22 protein-coding genes are annotated in these 19313 nt (G+C 36.5%); 8 read left to right on the top strand and 14 right to left on the bottom strand.

Annotation, left to right across the window (positions count from 1 at the left end):
• Nucleotides 1-104: 104 nt before the first annotated feature.
• From ACQKNX_RS02815 to ACQKNX_RS02805, 3 genes are all read right to left on the bottom strand, one after another.
• The gene (locus ACQKNX_RS02815) at nt 105-752 is read right to left on the bottom strand and encodes a GntR family transcriptional regulator (RefSeq protein ID WP_340824960.1); all 648 of its coding nucleotides are present in this window, start codon (nt 750-752) and stop codon (nt 105-107) included.
• 217 nt (nt 753-969) lie between these two features.
• Nucleotides 970-1674 carry a hypothetical protein gene (locus tag ACQKNX_RS02810; RefSeq protein WP_427427467.1) on the bottom strand — a complete coding sequence of 235 codons (705 nt, stop codon included), beginning with the start codon at nt 1672-1674 and terminating at the stop codon, nt 970-972.
• Between the two features lie 130 nt (nt 1675-1804).
• Nucleotides 1805-2008, bottom strand: a complete 204-nt coding sequence (locus ACQKNX_RS02805; RefSeq protein WP_340824964.1) for a transcription initiation factor TFIIIB — start codon at nt 2006-2008, stop codon at nt 1805-1807.
• Nucleotides 2009-2429: 421 nt separating this feature from the next.
• On the opposite strand from ACQKNX_RS02805, the gene hmpA reads away from it, so the two are divergent.
• From hmpA to ACQKNX_RS02790, 3 genes are all read left to right on the top strand, one after another.
• Nucleotides 2430-3638, top strand: a complete 1209-nt coding sequence (hmpA, locus tag ACQKNX_RS02800) for an NO-inducible flavohemoprotein (RefSeq protein ID WP_427427466.1) — start codon at nt 2430-2432, stop codon at nt 3636-3638.
• A 194-nt stretch (nt 3639-3832) separates the two neighbouring features.
• Entirely contained in the window at nt 3833-4459 is a 627-nt protein-coding gene (locus tag ACQKNX_RS02795; RefSeq protein ID WP_427427465.1) for a C40 family peptidase, read from the top strand.
• An 89-nt stretch (nt 4460-4548) separates the two neighbouring features.
• Nucleotides 4549-4878 (top strand): hypothetical protein, encoded by a 330-nt coding sequence (locus ACQKNX_RS02790; protein ID WP_427427464.1) that lies wholly within the window; start codon nt 4549-4551, stop codon nt 4876-4878.
• A gap of 21 nt (nt 4879-4899) precedes the next feature.
• Here ACQKNX_RS02790 and ACQKNX_RS02785 read toward each other — a convergent pair whose 3' ends face one another.
• Together ACQKNX_RS02785 and ACQKNX_RS02780 are read right to left on the bottom strand one after the other, a co-directional pair.
• On the bottom strand, nt 4900-6096 hold the full coding sequence (locus ACQKNX_RS02785) for an MFS transporter (RefSeq protein ID WP_427428255.1): 1197 nt from the start codon (nt 6094-6096) through the stop codon (nt 4900-4902).
• Nucleotides 6096-6494: a MarR family winged helix-turn-helix transcriptional regulator gene (locus ACQKNX_RS02780; RefSeq protein WP_427427463.1), complete on the bottom strand. Its 399-nt coding sequence runs from the start codon at nt 6492-6494 to the stop codon at nt 6096-6098. The genes ACQKNX_RS02785 and ACQKNX_RS02780 overlap by 1 nt, the downstream gene beginning before the upstream one ends.
• A gap of 285 nt (nt 6495-6779) precedes the next feature.
• Here ACQKNX_RS02780 and ACQKNX_RS02775 point away from each other — a divergent pair, with 285 nt between their 5' ends.
• Entirely contained in the window at nt 6780-7334 is a 555-nt protein-coding gene (locus ACQKNX_RS02775) for a DJ-1/PfpI family protein (protein ID WP_427427462.1), read from the top strand.
• A 30-nt stretch (nt 7335-7364) separates the two neighbouring features.
• On the opposite strand, the gene ACQKNX_RS02770 is transcribed toward ACQKNX_RS02775, so the two are convergent.
• The 5 genes from ACQKNX_RS02770 to ACQKNX_RS02750 form a co-directional block, all read right to left on the bottom strand.
• Nucleotides 7365-7688: a DUF3889 domain-containing protein gene (locus ACQKNX_RS02770; protein ID WP_427427461.1), complete on the bottom strand. Its 324-nt coding sequence runs from the start codon at nt 7686-7688 to the stop codon at nt 7365-7367.
• Between the two features lie 169 nt (nt 7689-7857).
• Complete coding sequence (locus ACQKNX_RS02765; protein ID WP_340824972.1) at nt 7858-7998, bottom strand: hypothetical protein; 141 nt, start codon at nt 7996-7998, stop codon at nt 7858-7860.
• A 17-nt stretch (nt 7999-8015) separates the two neighbouring features.
• Nucleotides 8016-8240, bottom strand: a complete 225-nt coding sequence (locus ACQKNX_RS02760) for a hypothetical protein (RefSeq protein WP_172771013.1) — start codon at nt 8238-8240, stop codon at nt 8016-8018.
• Between the two features lie 202 nt (nt 8241-8442).
• Complete coding sequence (coaW, locus tag ACQKNX_RS02755) at nt 8443-9279, bottom strand: type II pantothenate kinase (RefSeq protein WP_427427460.1); 837 nt, start codon at nt 9277-9279, stop codon at nt 8443-8445.
• Between the two features lie 431 nt (nt 9280-9710).
• Complete coding sequence (locus ACQKNX_RS02750; protein ID WP_427427459.1) at nt 9711-10445, bottom strand: SDR family NAD(P)-dependent oxidoreductase; 735 nt, start codon at nt 10443-10445, stop codon at nt 9711-9713.
• 266 nt (nt 10446-10711) lie between these two features.
• Between ACQKNX_RS02750 and ACQKNX_RS02745 the strand changes: the two genes are divergently transcribed.
• Nucleotides 10712-11530, top strand: a complete 819-nt coding sequence (locus ACQKNX_RS02745; protein WP_427427458.1) for a squalene/phytoene synthase family protein — start codon at nt 10712-10714, stop codon at nt 11528-11530.
• An 87-nt stretch (nt 11531-11617) separates the two neighbouring features.
• Here the strand turns inward: ACQKNX_RS02745 and ACQKNX_RS02740 are convergent, their stop codons facing one another.
• Nucleotides 11618-12106 carry a metal-dependent hydrolase gene (locus tag ACQKNX_RS02740; protein ID WP_427427457.1) on the bottom strand — a complete coding sequence of 163 codons (489 nt, stop codon included), beginning with the start codon at nt 12104-12106 and terminating at the stop codon, nt 11618-11620.
• A gap of 215 nt (nt 12107-12321) precedes the next feature.
• Here ACQKNX_RS02740 and ACQKNX_RS02735 point away from each other — a divergent pair, with 215 nt between their 5' ends.
• Complete coding sequence (locus tag ACQKNX_RS02735) at nt 12322-13566, top strand: ferredoxin reductase family protein (RefSeq protein WP_427427456.1); 1245 nt, start codon at nt 12322-12324, stop codon at nt 13564-13566.
• 60 nt (nt 13567-13626) lie between these two features.
• Here ACQKNX_RS02735 and ACQKNX_RS02730 read toward each other — a convergent pair whose 3' ends face one another.
• The gene (locus ACQKNX_RS02730; RefSeq protein ID WP_427427455.1) at nt 13627-14832 is read right to left on the bottom strand and encodes an MFS transporter; all 1206 of its coding nucleotides are present in this window, start codon (nt 14830-14832) and stop codon (nt 13627-13629) included.
• 674 nt (nt 14833-15506) lie between these two features.
• Between ACQKNX_RS02730 and ACQKNX_RS02725 the strand changes: the two genes are divergently transcribed.
• Together ACQKNX_RS02725 and ACQKNX_RS02720 are read left to right on the top strand one after the other, a co-directional pair.
• A complete protein-coding gene (locus ACQKNX_RS02725; protein WP_427427454.1) occupies nt 15507-15995 on the top strand; it encodes a hypothetical protein in 489 nt (162 codons plus the stop codon).
• 231 nt (nt 15996-16226) lie between these two features.
• Nucleotides 16227-17384 (top strand): pyridoxal-phosphate-dependent aminotransferase family protein, encoded by a 1158-nt coding sequence (locus tag ACQKNX_RS02720; protein ID WP_427427453.1) that lies wholly within the window; start codon nt 16227-16229, stop codon nt 17382-17384.
• A 69-nt stretch (nt 17385-17453) separates the two neighbouring features.
• On the opposite strand, the gene ACQKNX_RS02715 is transcribed toward ACQKNX_RS02720, so the two are convergent.
• Together ACQKNX_RS02715 and ACQKNX_RS02710 are read right to left on the bottom strand one after the other, a co-directional pair.
• Nucleotides 17454-18776, bottom strand: coding sequence for a D-serine ammonia-lyase (locus tag ACQKNX_RS02715; RefSeq protein ID WP_427427452.1), 1323 nt, complete (start codon nt 18774-18776; stop codon nt 17454-17456).
• Nucleotides 18766-19239, bottom strand: a complete 474-nt coding sequence (locus ACQKNX_RS02710; RefSeq protein WP_427427451.1) for a YaiI/YqxD family protein — start codon at nt 19237-19239, stop codon at nt 18766-18768. The genes ACQKNX_RS02715 and ACQKNX_RS02710 overlap by 11 nt, the downstream gene beginning before the upstream one ends.
• Nucleotides 19240-19313: the final 74 nt, after the last annotated feature.

Raw genomic sequence — 19313 nt, 5'->3', positions numbered from 1 at the left:
TATATTGTATATTGTATATTATATTTAAATTTTTTCAACAAAAAAATAATTCTGTTTATTTAAAAACAGAATTACTTTTTATGTTTAAGCGAGCAAATTAGCACCTAAAGTGGTATAAGCTCTGCTTTATCAATATTCCAATGTACTTCTTTCATGTATCTCTCTAATTCAACTATCTCGCCTTTTTTAAATAGTTCTACCATTTTTCGATGTTCATTGTTTGTTTGAGACAGTCGTTTTTTTGTAATTTCTGGTTCATCAGCATGATGAAAGTTTTTCAAAAACTTCTTTTCTAATTGTAATAGCAGGTTTACAAGACTTTTGTTTGGGCAAACCGATAAATACACGCCATGAAAAGCTTCCTGCATTTTATGATACATAGAGAAATTGCCAGTATTAATGGCCAAATCAATACTTTGAATATAAAACTCCATTTCATTCATATGTTTCTCAGTTAAAAAAGGTGCCGCTAAAGCAGCCGCCAAGCCATCCAATGCCCCGATAATAAAATACGTTTCTTTGGCTTCTTCCGTCGTTAGGTTTTTAATGACAAAGCCTTTTCTCGGCACATTTTCTAATAGCCCTTCGGAAGAAAGTTGTATTAACGCCTCTCTGACCGGTGTCCTGCTGACATTTAGGCTTTCGCTAATAGCACTTTCATTCACCTTTTTTCCAGCAATCAGATTTCCATTATTAATTTGATCTACGATATAATTATAAACATGGTCTTTTAGCGATAAATAATTATTCATAAAGTAACCTCAATTTTAAATTTTTTAACAATCCTTTTCATCTACTATACACTTTTTTCTAGTATCTTAGCCATAGTCATCGCCTAAATACTATTCATTAAAAATAATATTATCCAACATTATTTTATATTATCTGATAGTTTAGTGAAGTGTTTATGCAAAGAGCAAAATGAAAAAGCGTTTATCCCTTTTGGAATAACGCCCTCTGTTAGTTTAACTATGGTTTATATGGTTTGAACTCAATGGATTTTGCTTGGTACATTTTATCTTTGAACATATACGTGATATGAATATCACCTATATATCCGCCTGCTGGTGCAATTTGAGCTCCGATTTTTGCTATTAAGAGATAATCTTTAACGTCAAAGGTGATTTTATTGCCAAAGTAGACATTCGCAAATAAATGATCAGCTTGAATATCTAACGGTTTAATATCAATAGTATATTCCTTGTCGCCTATTTCAATTTGAGCTGTGGTTGGTAATAATTCGGATTTAACATTTTTAAATACAATTGCCATTGGGTCATCCACAAGCACTTCAACTGTAACTTCTACAAACTGACTTGTTACTTTTTGATTTTGTATATGGAAAACGTGTGCTTCTTGTTCTAATATTCCTGTACCAGTACCTTTTGTCAAAATTATAATCAACTCATTCTTTCCATCATTATTGATGTCCTCATACTTAATTAAAGGTGAAAAAGTAGGATTTGCTGTGTTGATCCAATAAGGTCTTGAAAGCATGCTACCACGAAAATCTATTTTGAAATCTGTATAGTCGCCATTCATCTTTTTAGCATATAAGGAAACATCTACTATATTAGACTTTGCAATTTCTTCATATTCATTTATCATTGCTTTAGCTTGAATGAAAATGAAAAATAGAGAAGTAGCGAAAATTAGCATCATCATTTTTTTCAAAAGAAAACACCTCATGCTTCAGTGTTCTCAAAAATTCACTGCTTATGCTATTACTGTTTGACAGACCTCAACATGATTTGATTTATAAAGTGCAATAATGCAAATATTCATCGATTGTTTTAAATAGAACCTAAAGTGTCCCCTTAAATTTTTCTGGTTTTTTTACATAGCTTTCGATGATATACCCACAATCAGTACAAAGAATATATTCAACTTCTGAGCCAAAACTCATCTTATTCGTTGGGTGCATCACGGCATATCCATGATGTTTGCCCTTCCCTAATTCTGCTCCACCGCATTTTGGGCATTCCGTTATTGCATTAGATTGATTCATTGGAAAACCTCCTCATTAGAAATATATGTATTACTTTCAAAGGGTTGCATGTATTCTAGCTCTTAGTATATTTACGATTGAACAGTAAATTGGTTTCACCTTCAATTCATTTAACTTCTGGTTTGCTACCATATTAATCAAATCTATAACTCCCCTATCTACTAATTATTTTTTAAAAATATAATTATAGATGACTACCGCTATAAGTATTCTCTTTTGCAGTATGTAAAATTCCATAAACTCCAATATTATATTGCTCATTTTATTTATATCAAAATAATATAATAATAGGTTCTCACGAATTTCAAATAAAAGAAGTATTATAGATACATGTTTGTGTCCATTTTGTTAAAGATGTATTTTATATATTGCTTTAAAGATAGTTTAGTAATATAGTAAATCACGAAAGGACGTGTTCAACATGTTAGATCAACACACAATTAACGTTATTAAATCAACAGTACCAGTATTAGAGGTGCACGGCGTAGCCATTACAAAAACATTCTATAGCAACTTATTTAAGGATAATCCATCATTATTAAATATTTTTAATCACACAAACCAAACTCAAGGTCGCCAACAAGGCGCTTTAGCAAATACAGTTTATGCAGCAGCTCAGCATATCGACAACTTAGAACCAATCGTCCCTGTAGTCGTTCAAATTGCACATAAACACGTAAGTCTTGGGGTTTTACCTGAGCATTATCCGATTGTAGGTCAATACTTGCTTGCAGCAATTAAAGAAGTGTTAGGTGATGCGGCAACTGACGAAATCATCGAATCTTGGGGTAAAGCTTATGGCGTAATTGCAGATATCTTTATTTCAGTAGAAGAAGATTTATATAAAGCTGCAGAGCAAAATAATGGATGGCGTGCATTTAAACAGTTCAAAATTGCTCGCACTGTAAAAGAAAGCGATGACGTTACATCATTCTACTTACAGCCAACAGACGGCTCAAAAGTACCCGCTTATAAACCAGGACAATATGTTTCAATTCGCGTAACTGCTTCAGGAGAAGAATATTTATTAAATCGTCAATATACTTTATCTCAACCAAGTAATGAACAAGAATTTCGTATTTCTGTGAAACGTGAAAGCCAGCACAATCCTAAAGGAAAAGTATCAAACTTTTTACACGATGCTACACCGGGCACAACAATTGACGTTAGTGCGCCAGCAGGTGTATTCACATATGAACCAACAAATGCACCAGTGCTATTCATTAGTGGTGGGATTGGCGTAACACCTTTAAATGCGATGTTACAAACAATTCAAAACAAAGAAAACGTTACATTCATTCAATGTGCACGTAATGAAAATGTTCTTGCTTTCCATGAAGACATTCAAAATAAAATGAACGCATTAAACGGCCCAACCGGTTTAAGCAAACTGTTCAATGTATTCAAAAAAGACAGTAATGCACATCATAAAGTGTTATACTCTGAAAAAAATGAGTACATTAACGCTAACGTTTTACGCCCTCTTTTAACGAAAGATACACAAGTGTACATTTGCGGACCAACACCATTTATGGAAGCAGCTATTAATGCTTTACATGAATGCAATATCGTTGACGGTCAAATTCATTACGAATTCTTCGGTCCTGCGCTCCAATTAAATACAAAATAAAAAAAAGAACTAGCCCTGCGTTGCGCATGGCTAGTTTTTTGATACTTAAGTCTTACGCTCATTGAAAATCACTTCAATATTATATTAAATGTATCCTTAATGTTATTTTGTTGACATAGAACTGTAATATAAGCGTGTTAATATCATTATTGTACCAAGTAATACGTTTTAATGTTTTTAGGAGGATACATATTATGAAAAAGAATAAACGAAATAAGTGGGGGATGAAATTAGCAGTATTAGCTTTAGGCTCTTCTGTACTTTTTTCAACAATTGACACAGCATCAGCTGCAACATATACAGTTAAATCTGGGGATTCCCTTTGGAAGATTGCCACTCAAAACGGCATTTCTTATCAAACTTTGATGAGTTGGAATAACCTAACTTCATCAAATATTCGAGTTGGACAAACATTAACTCTAAATAGCACAACTAATAAGGCTCCTAGCACCCCTGCTAACACGCCTGTCAATCTTATTCAAGTTGCGAAACAGCAATTAGGTGTAAAATATACATTTGGAGGTAGTAAACCAAGCACAGGTTTCGATTGCTCAGGCTATATCACTTATGTATATAACAATGCCGGTATTCCGACAAGTCGTAAATCAGCAGCTGGTTTTTATGTTGCAGCGAAAAAAGTAAGTACACCACAAGTAGGTGATTTAGTATTTTTTGCTAACACATATAAAGCAGGTATTTCTCACGCAGGTATTTATATTGGAAATAACCAAATGATTAATGCAAGTGACGGCGGCGTTAGCATCGCTAACATTAACAGCACATACTGGAAGAAATATTTTGTAGGTTATGGTCGTTTATAATTTATAAGAAAAACAGTTAGGCATGTCCTAACTGTTTTTCTTATGAATTCAATAGTAAAGCCAAAATAAAATCGCCCTTTACAATAGTAATGGGCGATTTTTATTGGTTTATCGGCGATTTTCTAAGCTCTACCGGCGATTTGCCCAAGGGTATCGGCGATTTTCTAAGCTCTGCCGGCGATTTGCCTAGGGGTATCGGCGATTTCCTAGGCTCTGCCGGCGATTTGCCCAAGGGTATCGGCGATTTTCTAAGCTCTGCCGGCGATTTGCCTAGGGGTATCGGCGATTTCCTAGGTTCTACCGGCGATTTGCACAGGGGTATCGGCGATTTCCTAGGTTCTACCGGCGATTTGCACAGGGGTATCGGCGATTTTCTAAGTGCTACCAGCGATTTGCCTAGGGATATCGGCGATTCCTAGGATTATCAATGGTTTTTCCTACTAAATATGTGCCATCTTTTTCGATTTTAATTTTGCTAAACGCAGTAAATAAATGATAAAGACAACACCGAGTACACCTGCACCTGTTAAATAGACGGACGCATACCCTACTTGCACTGCGAGCATCCCTAAAATATATGATCCAAGGGCAATACCAAGGTCAAACATTGTAAAATATGTTGCTGTTGCATAGCCACTACGAGTATGGGCCGTTGATTGGACAGCTAGTGCTTGTAAGCTTGTTGTTACCGCTCCGTAGCCAAATCCAACAAAAACTGCCGAAAATAAGAATAACGCTGGTCCTGAAACATTCGCAAGGAGGATTAATCCAATTGCAAATGAAATAATACCTGGGATAATTACAAATTGTGGCCCTTTCGTATCATAAAGTTTTCCAGTATATGGTCGTGTAATTAGCATGGCCGCCGCAAACACTGCATAAAAGAAACTTGCCACAGACATTAGATCCTTTTGCTGAGCGTACACTGACAAAAATGATAATACACTAGCGTAGGCAAACGCAACCAAGCTGGCAATAGCCGCTACTGGTAACGCTTTTCGTTCAAATAAATCATTGAATTTAAACGTTAGTTTCCCTTGATGATCGGGTTTCTGTAAATCATCTGTATTAATCGTTACAGCTAGAATACCACCTGCTAAAACACAAATACTCATGACAATAAATAATACATTGAAACTGCTATATTGAATAAGGAGTAAACCGATAAATGGACCAATTACAACTGCTAAATTCGTGGACATTGTAAAATAGCCTAGCCCTGTGCCTTTGCGACTGACCGGTACAATATCTGCTGCTAAAGAACCTGCTGCTGTCGTAATAATACTAAAGAAAATCCCTTGTACAAATCGTAAAGCTAATAAAAGACCAAATGGATGAATAAATAAATATAATATCGTACATAAGAAATAACCTACAATCGCAATGACTAAAAGCTTTTTCTTGCCGAACACATCCAATAATTTACCTGAAAACGGACGTACAATGATAGCTGATAATAAGAAACCTGATAATAGTAATCCCGCTTCCTTATCTGTTTGGTGTAGCTCGCCAATCGCATACAGTGGCAAAGTCGTTACCAAACCATAAAAAACAAAAAACACCGATATATTTGTTATAAATAAACTAATGAACCGCTTCGTCCATATTTGTGTGTTGCCCTCTTGCTGCACATCAATCAACCTTTCATTTTTTGCAATAGATTTATAAATTGTGACTGCTCTTCAACAGTAAGTGAACCTACCATTTCCTCTTCAAACGCTAAAATCGTTTCAGTAATCTCCGGTAGTCGTTCCTCCGCCATCGCTGATAATGTCACAATTTTTTCGCGCTTATCTTCTCCATCAATTCGTTCCACCCAGCCTAAAGTTTCTAGCCTGGAAATAGCTCTCGTTATACTTGGCGCTTCGACATTCAAATACTTCCAAATTTGTGTCAATGTCATTGGTCCATGTGTATGTAAGCAATATAAAATTGTCCATTGCGAGCTATACAACTGGTGCTGTTTCAATACTTCATTCAAGCAATTTGTTAAATAGCGACTTTTTTGAAATAAAGCATGGAAAACGGGATTCATATGATCACTCTCCTTAATTATTTACCTAGCTAAATAAATACTATACGCTTCATTTTTCAGGTTGTAAAGAAAGTTGTTTTTGCTTTTATTAGCGAATAATTGAACCTTGTTGGCGATTTTCATATGGTTAGTGGCGCTTTCCACGGGTTTAGTGGCGTTTTTCATTCGTTTATTGGCGTTTCCCACAGGTTTAGTGGCGTTTCAATGCCTTTTATCGGCGATAGCAGGGAATTTACAATAAATGTCGAATACAGCTACTAGACTTATAAAAAGGGAGATGGGAACATGGGAAAAAACATACTAATTATCGCAGGCGATGCTGTAGAGGCATTGGAGATTTATTATCCATATTACCGTTGTTTAGAAGCTGGCTACGAAGTGTCCATTGCTGCACCGTCAGTAAAAAAACTACAAACCGTTTGTCATGATTTTGTTGAGGGTGTGGACACTTATATAGAGCGTCCAGCTTATGGCTTAGAAGCAACGGCAGCCTTTGCCGATATCGACCCAACACAATTTGATGGATTAATCATCCCTGGTGGTCGCGCACCTGAATACATTCGATTAAATGAGCATGTCCCAGCGATTGTGAGCCATTTCTTTGAGGCGAATAAACCTATTGCTGCTGTATGCCACGCGGCACAAATTTTTGCAACAATTCCAGATGTACTTAAAGGACGTGAACTTACTGCCTATATTGCCTGCAAACCAGAAGTCCAAGTAGCGGGTGGTACGTATATCGACGCAAATTTACACACAGATGGCAACCTTGTTAGTGGGCACGCTTGGCCTGATTTACCTGGATTAATGCGTGAATTTATTCAAAAAGTAGAAGGGTAAAGATGAAGAGGGTGCCGAATTGGGCATCCTCTATTTAGCTGTTTCCTGAAGCTCAACATCCAACACTTTTTGTGTTTCAGTCGTATACTTAATTCTTACATAAACACCGAATTCTTTGTCTCCATCTTTTAACCAAAGCTTAAATTTTTCAATGGTTGCCTCTTCATTCACTTCACTACCCTCATGTAAGTAGTCAATAATTTTTGAATTGGGGTATGATGATTGTGTCTTTTCAATAGCGAGTTTCCCCCATTTAGCATAGGCAGGCGTTACCTCGGCATGTGCATCCAGAATGTGTAGTGGCACGGCTTGAGGTATCATAAAAATTCCAAGTGCTACAAGTAATTTGCGCATGTTTTGAGCTCCTTTCTTTTTATAGAATGTGCAACAAACAAAAAATCATTATGTTTCTCAGCTTAATTGAAGAAAATGGCACTGTTCTTATTATGTAATTCTCGGTATAGCTTTGCTTTAACTACAAAAAATAAATGCTCCAGATGTTATCTTTGGAGCATCCAATTTTTTAGGGTCTTTTTGTACTTGGTTGTTGAGGGTTATTATGAATTACTTTATTAAATTCTGCTGAATATTCTTCCCGATCATTTCTTTTATGTGTATCTTCCTTCTTTTTCTTTTTAAAGCTTGTTTTACTTTTCTTTGCCATTGTTAACTCCCTCCAATTTAGCTCTTTTTATTAGATTGTTGATTTTTATCATGATTGGTTTTATTGTTTTTATTTTTCGCTTTGGCATCAAATTCCGCACTGAATTCTTCATTTAGATTATCATTTGGGTTATTGTTGTTACTATTACTGTCATCAAGGTCTTTACTTTTGTAAGTTCCAAAAGGATTGTGTGTCCTTGCATTCATTGTTTTTTTGCTGTTTTTGTTATTTCTATTGCCCATAGCCTTTTCACCTCCTACTTGTAATTTGCTCAGGAGTGAACGAATTATGCTTTGGGGAAAACTTCAATGGGAGAAGATACAATGGCAAGATTTGCAATCAAAAACACTGGAGATTATAAACAAAAAGCTTCTCCATTCTGTTTTACATAGAAAAAATGTACATCACCAATAATCATTAGTAATGTACATTTTTATTTGTCATTTAGACAATTGTATATTCAGTTATATTAAGTAAAGCACCAACTGCACCTGAAAAACCGTGGTCATTGATAAATATAGGTGTATGTTTTTTCGTCCGTGTATAATTGGCAATCACATGTGTAAGGTGGTCATTATGACTAAGAGTTGAGCCGATATAAACGATATGCTGCGTATTTTTTTCCTCGGCATATTGAATACTTAGCGTAGTAATAACCTCACCAACAAGTCCTTGCACAGTCGCAATAATATCTTCTGGAGGATGTTTCACTTCCTCCGTAATACCGACCTTACCAAAATTACTTGCAGTCAAATGCCCGTCAATTGGCGTATCCATTCCTTGATAAATATCTTTTACAAGTAAATCTACACCTTCACGATTACCTCGTGTAGCCAGCTCACGGATTTCATTGTAATCTGTAATCCCTGTTGTAAGCGCTGACAATCCTATCAATGTCCCACCGCCTACGCCTGTACCACCAACGCGAATATGTGTATTATCTTCCATATAATGAATGGAAGTTCCCGTTCCGATATTGGTAATCATACTACGCTCAAAGTAATATCCTTCTTTATTTAGTAAAAAACGAACACCCTTCAATGTAGCTTCAAATTCTACTATATAATGAATCGATTTCATTGTTTTTATGACATCAAGTAATTGTTCTGTACGTCCCCCCGTAACACCAATATCCTCAATATCTGGATTATTTCTAATCCACTCCATTACAGTCTGCAAATCATTTGACGGAAAAGTTGTTAAAACAAGTTCGTTGTGCTCGTCTAAGTAGGCAACCTTCGTCAATGTGCCGCCTGCATCAATACCTATAGCCTTTGGCATACCATTCTCCTTTAACTTTATTCAGCAGAAAAATTTTTCCTACCTAAATAGATGGTTAGATGAATACTAGTTTACTCTTTTATTCAGTGAGTGTCTAAACGCTAACTGATTAAAGTTCATGCCTCCGGCGATTGTCAACGATTTCGAAAGGAGTTTATTGTGTATGCACAATTCAAAATCCTGACACACTGGTTCTGCGCGAAAGCGAAACGTCAGCGATAATTAAGCCGAGGCGCAAGTGAATATTCGCCCTCCCTAAACTTTACCGCTGTTGAAATGATTGTGCAATAACTTGGCAAACTTTCATGAAAAAAAACATGAAAAATAGCAAAATTAATAGATAAATACAACAAACATTTACATTTTATGCAAAAAAAGAGCCGCTGTTAAAACAGTCGACTCTTTTTATTATAACATTCTAAAAAAGCAAATTATTGTGCAGAATATCCGCCATCAATGACAAGCTCGCCACCTGTGATGTAAGAAGCTTCATCAGATGCTAAGAATAAAATAGCGTTTGCAACTTCTTCTGGTTGTCCAAGACGACCCATTGGAGTAGCACGAACTAACATGTCCATTGCTTCTTTGAATTGACCGATGTTAGCAGTCATTGGTGTTTCAATTACACCAGGGAATACTGTGTTTACACGAATGTTAGATCTACCTAATTCAGCAGCTGCTGCACGTGCGATTGCGCGTAAAGAACCTTTTGAAGCTGTATAAGAGTTTAAGCCAGAACCGATAATAGCAGTGTACGATGATGTATTAACGATTGAGCCTTTTCCAGCTTCTTTCATGTATTTAGAAACATGTTTAATTCCTAAGAAAGGACCGAATGAGTTAATTTTGTGCATGATAGCCCAATCTTGGTCTGTAATATCTTGTGGAGATTTTTGTGAAGAAATACCAGCATTGTTGATTAAAATATCGATACGACCATATTTTTCAACAACTGCTTTTGTAAATTCAGCCCAGTTTTCATCAGAAGAAACGTCTAATTTCATGCCTTCTACGTTTTCTAATTCAGAAATTTTTGCTAAATTTTCTTCGTTAATATCAGCAGATATTACGATTGCGCCCTCTTTAGTGAATAGCTCTGCCATTGAAGCGCCCATTCCTGATGCGCCACCTGTAATAATTGCGATTTTGTTGTCTAAACGTCCCATTAAAAAAACTTCCTCTCTCTTCTGTTTCGCCTAAGCGTATTTAGCGTTGTTATGTACTTTAAGTACAAACAGTCGCCTAGCACTTTAAAACTAATGCAGTTTTTTATTGAACTGTATATGTTTAAATAGTTTACTATTAAACTTTATCATAATTTTGAAGCGTTTTCAAAGAATATGACCGATATTTGAACAATCTGTTTTCACTTTCCTCAATTTTGCGATACGATATACATTGAGGCTTGACTATTTGAACGGAGGAAAAATACGTGAAAGATCAAAAAACACTTTATAAAGAAGCGATGCAAGTTTTAAAAGAAACGAGTCGCACATTTTATATACCGATTACTTTTTTAAAAAATGATTTAAAAATGTCAGTCGCTGCTGCATATTTAGCGATGCGTGCCATTGACGAAATCGAAGACCATGAAGAACTTTCGAATGATGTGAAATTCGATTTACTTTCCGCAACAAGTGAATTATTAAAAGAAGAGTTCGATGCAGTAGCCTATAATACATTACTAGCTCCATACGCCAAACAATTACCCGAAGTTTCCCTTCGTTTAGCGGATTGGCTAACATTTTGCCCAGACGGCTCTCGACAAATTGTCCAAGCATCTACAAGTGAAATGGCATATGGCATGGCAAAATGGGCAAAAGCAAATTGGCAAGTGCATACACGTGAAGATTTGGACGACTATACATACTATGTTGCAGGACTCGTTGGGACAATGCTGTCAGAGTTATGGGCATGGGGTGCAGACGTGCAAACAGATCGCGATTTAGCAATTGGCTACGGTCGTGGACTACAAGCAGTCAATATTTTACGTAATCAGCATGAGGATTTAGACGAGCGTGGTGTAAGCTTTGTGCCGGACGGTTGGACACGAGAAGACTTGTTTGCCTATGCCGAGGAAAACCTAGCGAAAGCAGATCTTTATATGAAGGCAATCAATAAGCGTACGATTTTATTGTTCTGTCGTCTTCCGCTTGCTTTAGCCCATAAAACATTAAAAGCGATGCAAGAAGGTCGTGAAAAAATGACGCGCGCTGAAGTAGAGCAAACTGTAGAAGAGATTCAAAAATAGGTGCCTGGCACCCACACAATTCACTACAATTCATAAAAATTCAAAAGCCCTTGTGTTGAGAATAGTCTCACACAAGGGCTTTATTGTTCATATGACGCTAACGAATCGACTAATTAGCTCATAGCCGAAATACAGAGAAAGTACCGATAATAATGTAAAAACAACCTTTTCTACTTTTCCGCCAGTTTTCGTTGTTAAAGGAAAGCGCACTGACATATTTATCGGGAAAAATAGCTTCACCCCTTGTTTCGTCCCCATATCGAGGACAATATGACTCATCATGCCTACTAAAAGTCCTGCAATAATCGATTCATATGGAATTATTGCGTGTAACAGTGTCGCTACAAGGAACAAAAACAGTAAACTATGTGTAAAGGAACGATGTCCAAATAGCTTGTTAACAATTTTTGAAATGATGGGAAATGTCCGCCCAATTTTGCTTCCGCCATGGCAAATATCCGGAATTAATGCACCGATAATACCAGCTCCAACTAATACGAATGGATTATCATTTGAAATTTGAGCAAAGGCAAGGCTAGCCGTGATGCCTCCAATAATGTGTGTATTCCCTTGCATAATTACTCCCTCTCTATGTACTGTAATTTTACTTTCCTAATGTAACATATTCTCCTCCAAAAGAGAACATACATTCCAAACATATGTTTTATTTTTTTACTTTACGTTGACTACTTTTGAAATTCTCCAAAGCGAACCAAAAAATTTTGAAATAATTCAATTAGCTATTGTATATCTAGTAGGTCTAACGTGAAAAATGACTACGGGAGGGAGCTATGAAAACGTATAAAGGAATGCTATTTATTTTCATCACGATGCTTGGGAGTGCGTTACTATGGTATTCGGCGAAGCCAATTGAAACTTTACATGTGTTAAATAGGCTCAGTCATATTGTTGGGGGCATGGCAATTACAGGATTCTTCCTTGTTTTTTTACTTGCCACAAGAAGTAAAATTCTTGAACGGTGGTTTCATGGCTTAGAGCATGTCTATAAATATCACAAGTATTTGGCGATTCTATCATTAGGGCTAGTGATTTTACACAGTCAATTGCAAGATTTAGTGCCACATGGGGATAAAGGGGTAGAAACTCCGCTCAATGAATTAGCAAAGAAATTTGGTGAGCTTGCGCAATATGGCTTTATCGGGCTAATCGCCATTGCACTATTAGCAAAATTCCTGAAATATGAGCATTGGCGCTATATTCACCGTTTATTGCTTTTACCGTATGCTCTTGGCCTTTACCATGTCTACTTTTCAAGCAAATATGATTTATTTCAAGTGACACCCCTCGGTATTTTTACTGCGATAACTGCCATTATAGGGACAATGTCCGCTTTATATATGCTTACAATGTATCAAGATATGCAATTTAAACATACTGGTAACGTTACTGGCATTCGAAAGATGGGTGCTAGCGCAGTTGAATTAGAATTAACATTAGATCGAAAATTCCCCTATCGTGATGGTCAGTATATCTTTTTAAAAATATTCCAAGATGGTTTAGAAAAAGCACCACACCCCTTCTCCATTTCAGGCGGAGATGGTCATAAAATTTTTATAACGATTAAGGCACTTGGCGACTTTACTAAAAAGGTAAATACACAAATACAATTGCAAACACAAGTATCCATTGAAGGCCCCTACGGTCATCTAAACTTTGACAAAGGTTATCAACAACAAATTTGGATAGCTGGTGGTGTAGGCATTACGCCTTTTATATCGTATTTACAATCGCAACCTACTGATCGCGAAATTGAATTATTTTACACGTTCCGTGGAGAAAACGATGCTATCTATAAAAATTTTTTACAAAAATACGCAGAAAACAATAAGCATTTTAAAGTGAATTTTATCGATACGACCACCATGGACAGACTTACTTTCGATCATTATTCAGTACCAGTGCATACGAGCATCTTTTTGTGTGGCCCTGAGAAAATGGTGAAGTACTTTATCAAGCATTTTAAATCCGACAGTAGCGATATTGACATCAACTACGAAACCTTTAAATTTAAATAAAGTATCCAAAAAAAGAGGCTCACATCCAATAGTAGAAATGTGAGCCTCTTTCGCTTATTATCATTTAATAATTTTATGACTAAACAAATGCCTATTTTTCACTATAATGACACTTACGACAGCAAGTAACAGCCCCGAAATCAAAAAGACTAGTCTTACGCCTATAACGTCTGCAATTATTCCCATCATTAGAGAGGAAATGCCAAATGCCCCCGTTGAAATCGCACTTAAAGAAGTATATACAGAGGATAGTTCTCCTTTTGGGACACTCGTTTGAATAACCGTATGTTGTGGGATGCTCTTTATTTGGCCAAAAAACCCAACGCAAAAAGTTAGTAATAATGCGATAATTGGAATACTATTAATACTAAACAAAATCGTTGCAATAAACATAAACAAAGAACCAATAAACATCACTTTCGCTAATTGCCGCTCAATAAAAGATGTATATTTAACACAATAAACGCTTCCTGCTATTAAACCTACAAAAAATGTGCCATTCAAAAAGCCCCACCATTGCTCGTCAACTTGTAAAGCATCCGTGACAAATACCAATATAATTGCAGCAATCCAAACCGTACCTGCAATCGATTCGAGAAAATCTATCCAAACAATTCTTCTTAACAGTGGCGTATGCCAAAGTAATTTCCAGCCTTTTATAACTTGTTCTATTTTCCCTTGCTGTGCAAGTGATTGATGGTCAACATTTTCTAACAGACATAAGACAATACTGGCCACTGTAAACAAACAGCCCACTACCCAAACTACTTGCTGGGAACTTAGAAAAAGTAAGAATAGGCTACCTACGAACCACATAACTGTTTGAATAAATTGAGTGACTGCTTCGTCAATGCCATTTGCCTTCAATAATTGTTCGTCTTTCACATAATGTGGAACCAATGTCTGTCTTATTGGATTCGCGCAGCCATCCAGAAATGCAATCATACTTATAACAATAAACAACAAGTAAAAGTTAGTTGCTGTTGTTACATATAACAGTAGCCCTAATAAAAATAATAAACATGTCTTTCCTATTTGCGAGCCTGCCATTAACCATTTTAAATTCACCTTTTCAAACAAAAGCGGAGTCAATATGCTTGATACAAACATTGATGAAGCAATTGTAAATGGCACAAATGATGCTGCAATAGCCGATTCCGTTACAACGTAAATTAAATGAATAATGCTCACTATATATAAAACATCACCTATATTTGCCAGTGATTGACCGATCAGTAATAATGAAAAGTCTCTACCCAATTTCATAATAAACCCCCATTTTCAAGAAATTAAATTTATCGAAATGGGTGATTTTTAAATTGGACTGTTCATGTAAACTTTCCTCCCCCATTTTTCACGAAATGAAATTCATTAAAATGGGTGATTTTTAAATTGGACTACACATGCAAACTGCCCTCCTTTTGTCTTGCAGATAAATCTTGGGGGAATTAGATTTATCAAAAATTTTTGTATGTAATTTTTCCGTAGAAAAGCTATGCCTTATTATAATCGAAAATCCGTACTAATTTTTTAATTTCTGTTGTATGGTTTGAAGATGTTGCGCTTTTACACCTCTGATACTTGCATTTGAGACAGTAGTTTCGTATAGATAGCTTCAATATCACTTTGTGTAAAAATTCCACACCTGATTGATTGCGGCTTTCTATCAAACGCCTTACATTTTCTCGCTTTAACACATGTACATTTTCAGACGTTACCTCCACCTTTTTCAACTGACAATAATTATACCAATTTCTACTAAAATAAGTGTATTTTCTATTTACAAAGCATGAAAAACTGGCGAACTTCATAAAGTGATTTAATGTTCTCTGAAATAGTTAGTCCATTCATCTTGGAATAATACTAAAAATTTCGTGGGAAATGGTATGGATTTAACATCCATAAGTGATTATTAAATCTGTTGAAAGGGAGGTTTTTTGATGAATTATTATGATCCGTATTATAGTGATTATGATGCAGTCTTTGGTGGCTTCATGGTTGTGTTCTTTTTAATATTTTTTGTATTATTAATTATTGGCTATATTGTGAATGCACTAATTTATTTTATGACATCTAAAACAAATGGCTTTAGCGATATAGCTTATATCGCGTGGATTCCTATTATAAACATTTACAGCCTATTCCTACTAACTGCTAACGGTGATGATGATGTGACAATTCGTGCTGCAGCGAAAAAAACGACCTTAATTTATGCAGGTCTATTTATCGTTTCCTTCGTTCCTGTTGTTGGTATAATCGCGTCCCTTGCTATGTTTTGCTATTGGATTTATTACTCCTATCGTCTCTTATATCGTTGGACTGGCGATACCGGCAAAGCTGTTCTCTATATGATCTTATCACTTATTACTGGCGGCTTATTCTTTGCCATTTATGGCTTAATGCGTATGAAACGCCCATTCATAGTATAGGTTTCCGCATTAATAAACCTATAACTCCTCTTTCGTTTAGAAAACTGAAAGAGGAGTTTTTTGTGCTTAGGTACGTTCTTCTGTTCCTATCTGATGCAATTCAGCGTCAGACACTTTTTCCTCATCTTTCCAATATTTTTTAAAAAAAGGTCAGGAATTACGTAGGATATGCTATATTATAGTTAGAAAATTTAGACTTTCTAACTTTTAAAGCAAAGGGGATTTTTAATTATGTATGAAAATATTTTAAGACATCCAGGGCCAACACCTATTCCAAAAAAGGTTCAACTTGCGATGAACCGAGATATCTTCAGCCATCGAAGCAATGAATTTGTGGAACTATATCGTGAAACAACTGAGCTCGTTAAACCTATTTTTGGCACTAAGCAGGACATTTTATTGCTTCCATCTGGTGGTACAGCTGCATTAGAAGCAGCAGCTGTCAATACAGTTTGTGCAGGTGAAGAAGTTGTCGTCATTACGGTAGGCGCTTTTGGGGATTACTTCGTTTCGATTTGTGAAAAATATGGCTTTAACGTACATAAGCTTGCGAAACAATGGGGACAAGCATGCACAGCTGAAGAGTTACGTAACTTTTTACAACCTTTGCAAAATATTAAAGCCGTTTTCGTTACGTATAATGAAACTTCAACAGGTATTTTAAATCCAATTGCAGAATTAGCACAGGTTATTCGTGAAGAAAGTGATGCGTTAGTAATTGTTGATGGCGTAAGCTGTATTGGTGGTGCTCCTGCTGAAATGGATGCATGGGGCATTGATATTCTCGTAACAGGCTCACAAAAGGCGATGATGCTTCCACCTGGACTTTCTCTCGTTAGTGTAAGCGACAGGGCGTGGAAGGTCATTGAAGAAAATAAAGCGCCATCTTATTACTTGAATTTATTAAGCTATCGCAATTGGGCAGAGAAAGGTATGACACCAAATACCCCTGCCATTACACTAATTTATGGGCTACAGGAAGTGTGTAAACTCATTGAACAAGAAGGTGGATTTTCTCAAACTGTTGCCCGTCATGAACTGATGAAAAACATGGTACGTAGTGCGATGAAAGCACTTAATATTGAGCTTTTGACAGCCGATGAATACGCTTCGCCTACAATTACAGCAATTATGGCTCCTAAAGGGATTGCATTAGGTGAATTTTTGACACATCTTAAACAAAGATACCATCTAGATTTTGCGGGTGGATTAGGTCATTTACAAGGAGAAATTTTCAGATTTGGCCATATGGGCTACTGCTTCCCTAGTGATGTTTTACAAGCGGTTTCTTTAATGGAGGCGGCACTACAAGACTTTTCTTACGACTTTGAGCCCGGTGCAGGTGTTAACGCAGCGCATAAAGTGTTTTTAAAGGCACAACTGAAATAACACATACTTTAACAAAAATAGACTGCCTGACGATAAAATCGATCAGCAGTCTATTTTTACTGTATGAAACTATCTAACAAGTTTTTTAAAATATTCCTCACGCATCTCCTGTGGCACCATACTGCCCCCTGTTGCCCAGACAAGATGTGTAGCTTGCTCCATTTTATCTAATAAATGATGCTTCTCTAAATAATCTCGCCCATTCTTCATCAACTGAATCGGTCCTAACATCCCCGCATGTGCAGATGGTTCTAAAAATAACCGTTCGCTGTCCATGGCTAAACCGAGTGAAGTAAACAATTCTTCATCTTTCACTGTATAACAGCCACTAATATATGTTTCCATCACTTTTCCAACGAATTTTGAAGCACGTCCGACAGCTAGACCATCTGCTTCTGTTTTATTATCCAAGCCGATATCTTCTACACTGATTTCATCATGTAAGCCAGTCATGAGCCCAATTGTCATACAAGGTGACGCGGTTGGTTCAGCAAAGAAAATATGAACATGTTCCCCAAACAATTCTCGTAAACCATATGCGACCCCACCAGGTCCACCACCAACACCACATGGTAAATAAACGAACAATGGATATGCATCATCCACATGAATATTTCCCTCTTGTAATTGGACTTTTAAGCGTTTCGCTGCTACTGCATAGCCCGCAAATAAATCTTTTGAATTCTCATCATCAATAAAATGGCACATTGGATTTTGCGAAGCTTCCTGTCTTCCCTGCTCTACAGCGACACTATAATCTGCCTCATATTCAATGACCGTTGCCCCTTTTTCTCTTAATAATGCCTTTTTCCATTCCTTAGCGTCACTCGACATATGTACAACGACATTGAACCCTAGTTTTTTGCCCATTATGCCGATACTAAGACCTAGATTTCCTGTTGAGCCTACCGCAATTGTGTATTGCTGGAAGAACGTTCGTAGTTCTTCTGTGGCAAACACCGCATAATCATCATCTACTTTCAACTTACCATTCGCAATGGCCAATCGCTCGGCATGCTTTAATACTTCATAGATACCACCTCGCGCCTTGATTGAACCCGAAATAGGCAACGCATGATCACATTTCAAAAATATTTGACCAGGAATCGATATTTGGAACTCTTTTTCAAGTGCTAGCTTCATTTCATCAATCTGTTGAATAGAGGACTCAATCAGCCCTTTGCTTTCTACTAGCTCAGGAAATGCGATAATTAAATAGGAAGAAAAGCGTTTTAGCGTTTCTTCCGCATCGTCAACCTCTTCTATTGAAAAGAGAGTTGTACTCGCTTTTTTCATCCATTTTGTGTTTTCCCAAAAAACAGTATCCCTATTTTTGATCTTTTCTAGTTTCGGATATAGGTGAAATATTTCGGTTTTTAATTTACTTTTCATCTGCGGACCCCTCCATTTTTTGTGCTAAAATTGCTCGTTCACAAATTTGTCGAAATTTCAATTCGAACAACATATTGTTTTCTTTTGTTCTTTTTTTAGGTCCCTTGGTTCGTCCGCCTGCGCGTCTAATCTTCTGCCCCACATGGCGCATGTCGAGCAAACGTTCGATATTTTCACTAGACATTTCCCTACCATTTTGATCTATTGGATACCCTCCTCGTGCCAAAACCATGGCTGCTAAACCGTAATCCTGCGTAATCACAATATCATATTTTGAAAGCGCATTCACTAGCGTAAAATCAACCGAATCTGGCCCCTTCGGCACAATAATTGTTATTACATTATCACGTTCAATACGGTGTGATGTATCGCAAAACAAGATAGTTTCAATCTCAAACTCAGATGATATAGATAGCGCTAAATCCACGACTGGACAGGCATCAGCATCAATTAATACCTTCACAATAAAGCATCATTCCTTTCTCATAATTAGATGAATCAAGCACCTGTGAATTATTTTAATATAACATTTTCCAG

The sequence above is a fragment of the Lysinibacillus sp. NPDC093712 genome (assembly GCF_050280025.1).
In the GTDB taxonomy this organism is placed as follows: domain Bacteria; phylum Bacillota; class Bacilli; order Bacillales_A; family Planococcaceae; genus Lysinibacillus.
Note: the sequence above shows the minus strand (reverse complement) of the source record. Positions and strands in the feature narration are given on the sequence as shown.

Coding starts and splice junctions, on each gene's coding strand:
- ACQKNX_RS02815 (WP_340824960.1), bottom strand. CDS start 752: ATGAATAATTATTTATCGCTAAAAGACCATGTTTATAATTATATCGTA.
- ACQKNX_RS02805 (WP_340824964.1), bottom strand. CDS start 2,008: ATGAATCAATCTAATGCAATAACGGAATGCCCAAAATGCGGTGGAGCA.
- hmpA (WP_427427466.1), top strand. CDS start 2,430: ATGTTAGATCAACACACAATTAACGTTATTAAATCAACAGTACCAGTA.
- ACQKNX_RS02795 (WP_427427465.1), top strand. CDS start 3,833: ATGAAAAAGAATAAACGAAATAAGTGGGGGATGAAATTAGCAGTATTA.
- ACQKNX_RS02790 (WP_427427464.1), top strand. CDS start 4,549: ATGGGCGATTTTTATTGGTTTATCGGCGATTTTCTAAGCTCTACCGGC.
- ACQKNX_RS02780 (WP_427427463.1), bottom strand. CDS start 6,494: ATGAATCCCGTTTTCCATGCTTTATTTCAAAAAAGTCGCTATTTAACA.
- ACQKNX_RS02775 (WP_427427462.1), top strand. CDS start 6,780: ATGGGAAAAAACATACTAATTATCGCAGGCGATGCTGTAGAGGCATTG.
- ACQKNX_RS02770 (WP_427427461.1), bottom strand. CDS start 7,688: ATGCGCAAATTACTTGTAGCACTTGGAATTTTTATGATACCTCAAGCC.
- ACQKNX_RS02765 (WP_340824972.1), bottom strand. CDS start 7,998: ATGGCAAAGAAAAGTAAAACAAGCTTTAAAAAGAAAAAGAAGGAAGAT.
- ACQKNX_RS02760 (WP_172771013.1), bottom strand. CDS start 8,240: ATGGGCAATAGAAATAACAAAAACAGCAAAAAAACAATGAATGCAAGG.
- coaW (WP_427427460.1), bottom strand. CDS start 9,279: ATGCCAAAGGCTATAGGTATTGATGCAGGCGGCACATTGACGAAGGTT.
- ACQKNX_RS02750 (WP_427427459.1), bottom strand. CDS start 10,445: ATGGGACGTTTAGACAACAAAATCGCAATTATTACAGGTGGCGCATCA.
- ACQKNX_RS02740 (WP_427427457.1), bottom strand. CDS start 12,106: ATGCAAGGGAATACACACATTATTGGAGGCATCACGGCTAGCCTTGCC.
- ACQKNX_RS02735 (WP_427427456.1), top strand. CDS start 12,322: ATGAAAACGTATAAAGGAATGCTATTTATTTTCATCACGATGCTTGGG.
- ACQKNX_RS02730 (WP_427427455.1), bottom strand. CDS start 14,832: ATGAAATTGGGTAGAGACTTTTCATTATTACTGATCGGTCAATCACTG.
- ACQKNX_RS02725 (WP_427427454.1), top strand. CDS start 15,507: ATGAATTATTATGATCCGTATTATAGTGATTATGATGCAGTCTTTGGT.
- ACQKNX_RS02720 (WP_427427453.1), top strand. CDS start 16,227: ATGTATGAAAATATTTTAAGACATCCAGGGCCAACACCTATTCCAAAA.
- ACQKNX_RS02715 (WP_427427452.1), bottom strand. CDS start 18,776: ATGAAAAGTAAATTAAAAACCGAAATATTTCACCTATATCCGAAACTA.